We start from the raw sequence: 2,504 nt of genomic DNA on the forward strand, positions 1-2,504 counted from the left end.
GCTAAATTCCAGTCCTAAAATTTTATAAATTTCGCTTAGTTTCATCACAGATCCATTAGCACCGAGCCGCCTCGAACGACATCTGTTGGGTTAAATTTTTTGATAGCTTTGAGGAAATTTTCTATCCTGCTCGCGTCGTCGCTAACCATGACGACGATGTAGTTTTCGTTAGTGTTGGCTACGATGCCGTTGTAGGCCTTTAGTATCGCGTCCAGTCCACCGAAATTTTCGCTAAGCGGGATTTTAACCAGCGCCATTTCTTTTTCGACAAATTCGCCACTTTCGATGACTTTGTAGGTCGGTATTAGCTTGTGTAGTTGCTTTACGATCTGCTCTAGCACGCGCTCATCGCCGCTAGTGACGATGCTGATACGAGAAAGCTCGGTGCATGGGATCGGTGCTACCGTGAGCGTGTCGATGTTGTATCCGCGCCCTGCAAAAAGCCCGGAAATGCGCGATAAAACGCCGTGCTCGTTTAGCACGATGACTGAAATCACTCTTCTTATGCTCATTTTTATTCCTTGCTTTTTAAGATCATGTTGTATATCGCCGCGCCCGCAGGAACCATCGGCAGTACGTCCTCAAATCTATCCACGCGCACGTCTAGTACCGCTGTTTTACCGCAGGCCATCGCCTCTTTTAGCGCGGAGCGAAACTCGTCCTTCGTGCGGCACACGAAGCCCGCTCCGCCAAAGCCCTCTGCGATCTTCACAAAATTAGGTTGCAGGCTAAGGTCGGTCGAGGAGTAGCGCTCGCCGTAGAAAAAGGTCTGCCACTGGCGCACCATGCCTAGGAAATTGTTATTTAAGATGATGTTGATGACGGGCTTATCTATCTCGGTGGCGGTCATCAGCTCTTGGATATTCATTAGGATCGAGCCGTCGCCGGTGAAATTTACGACGATGTTTTCGGGCTTTGCCGCCTTCGCTCCGACGGCCGCCGGCAGGCCAAAGCCCATAGTCCCCTGGCCTCCGCTAGTTATCAGCTGACGCGGTCTGTCAAACGGATAAAACTGCGCAACCCACATCTGATGCTGACCGACGTCGGTGGCGATCACGGCGTCTTTGCCCGATTCTTTTAAAATTTTAGCCGTCTCGCGCACGACCCACTGCGGTTTTAAGACTTCGTCGCTATCTTTGTAATCCAGCGGATTTAGCGCGTCGTACCTGGCTAAGATCTCGCGCCACGAGGTCAAATTTTGCTCGTTTACGCTTACTTTTTCCACCATCTCTTCTAGGACGCAGTTTAGATCGCCTACGATCGGAAAGTGCGCGTTTACGATCTTTGAGATCGAGCTAGGGTCGATATCGACGTGGATGATTTTGGCGTGTTTGGCAAATTCGCTTAGCTTGCCCGTCACGCGGTCGTCAAACCGCACGCCAAGCGCGATGATGAGATCGGTCTCGCTCATCGCCATATTTGCCGCGTAGCTACCGTGCATGCCAACCATCGATAGTAGATTTTTATCCTCGTGCGCTAGGACGCCAAGCCCCATCAGCGTCTCGACCGCCGGGATGCCCGTCTTTGCGCTAAATTTGCGCACTAGCTCGCTAGCGTTCGCCGCTACGACTCCGCCTCCTAGATAGAGCAGCGGGCGTTTAGCATCGGCGATGACCTCAAGCGCCTTTTTGATCTGTTTTGCGTTGCCTTTGTAGGTCGGTTTGTACGTCGGCATCTTTATCTCTGTCGGGTAATCAAAATTCCCAACGGCTGCTGTTATATCCTTTGGGATATCGACGTGAACGGGCCCCGGGCGTCCCGAGCGAGCGATATAAAAGGCCTCTTTTAGGATGCGCGGTAGCTCCTCGATACTGCGCACGAGGTAGTTGTGCTTCACGCACGGGCGAGAGATACCCACGGCATCGATCTCCTGAAAGGCGTCCGTGCCGATAAGCGAGGTCGGAACCTGTCCGCTGATTAATATAAGCGGGATGCTATCGGAGTACGCGGTTGCTAGACCCGTGACCGCGTTTGTAAAGCCGGGGCCGCTCGTTACAAACGCCACTCCGACCTTGCCGCTAGCACGTGCGTAACCGTCTGCGGCGTGCACGGCGGCTTGCTCGTGACGCGTCAAAACGTGCTTGAAATAACTCTGCTTGTACGTCTCGTCGTAGATGTTTAGCGCCGCGCCGCCGGGGTAACCAAAAACCGTGTCTACGCCCTCCTCGCGCAGGGCTTCCATCACCATGCGCGAGCCAGAAATACCTTTTATCATCTGTATCGCCTTTTGATAAATTTGACCCCGATTATACAGCTTTAAGGTTTAAAAACGCGTAAAATCGGGCTTAGAATTTGGGCCGCGCTTTGAAAAGGCTTAAATTTGAGTAAATTTGCGAGCGAAATTTAGAAGGATTCAAATTTGGATATGTTTTTAAATTTGACACACCGAGACCTGCACCTTTAAGATGCTAAATTTGATTTAGTTAAATTTGGCGTTATAAATTAGATTTTTTTGCATAAATCAATCTTTCTTGTTAAGGGGGGAAGGGGCTTGAATTACGCTC

The 2,504-nt window shown here is 50.9% G+C and carries 2 protein-coding genes; both read right to left on the minus strand.

The genetic code is table 11. The features are described 5' to 3' along the window. Positions 1-44 precede the first annotated feature (44 nt). A complete protein-coding gene (ilvN, locus tag Q0546_RS09875) occupies positions 45-506 on the minus strand; it encodes an acetolactate synthase small subunit (protein ID WP_298792638.1) in 462 nt (153 codons plus the stop codon). Between the two features lie 8 nt (positions 507-514). Continuing rightward, positions 515-2,212: an acetolactate synthase large subunit gene (locus tag Q0546_RS09880; RefSeq protein ID WP_298792640.1), complete on the minus strand. Its 1,698-nt coding sequence runs from the start codon at positions 2,210-2,212 to the stop codon at positions 515-517. Between the last annotated feature and the right edge of the window lie 292 nt (positions 2,213-2,504).

The sequence above is a fragment of the uncultured Campylobacter sp. genome (assembly GCF_937997465.1).
Lineage (GTDB): Bacteria > Campylobacterota > Campylobacteria > Campylobacterales > Campylobacteraceae > Campylobacter_A.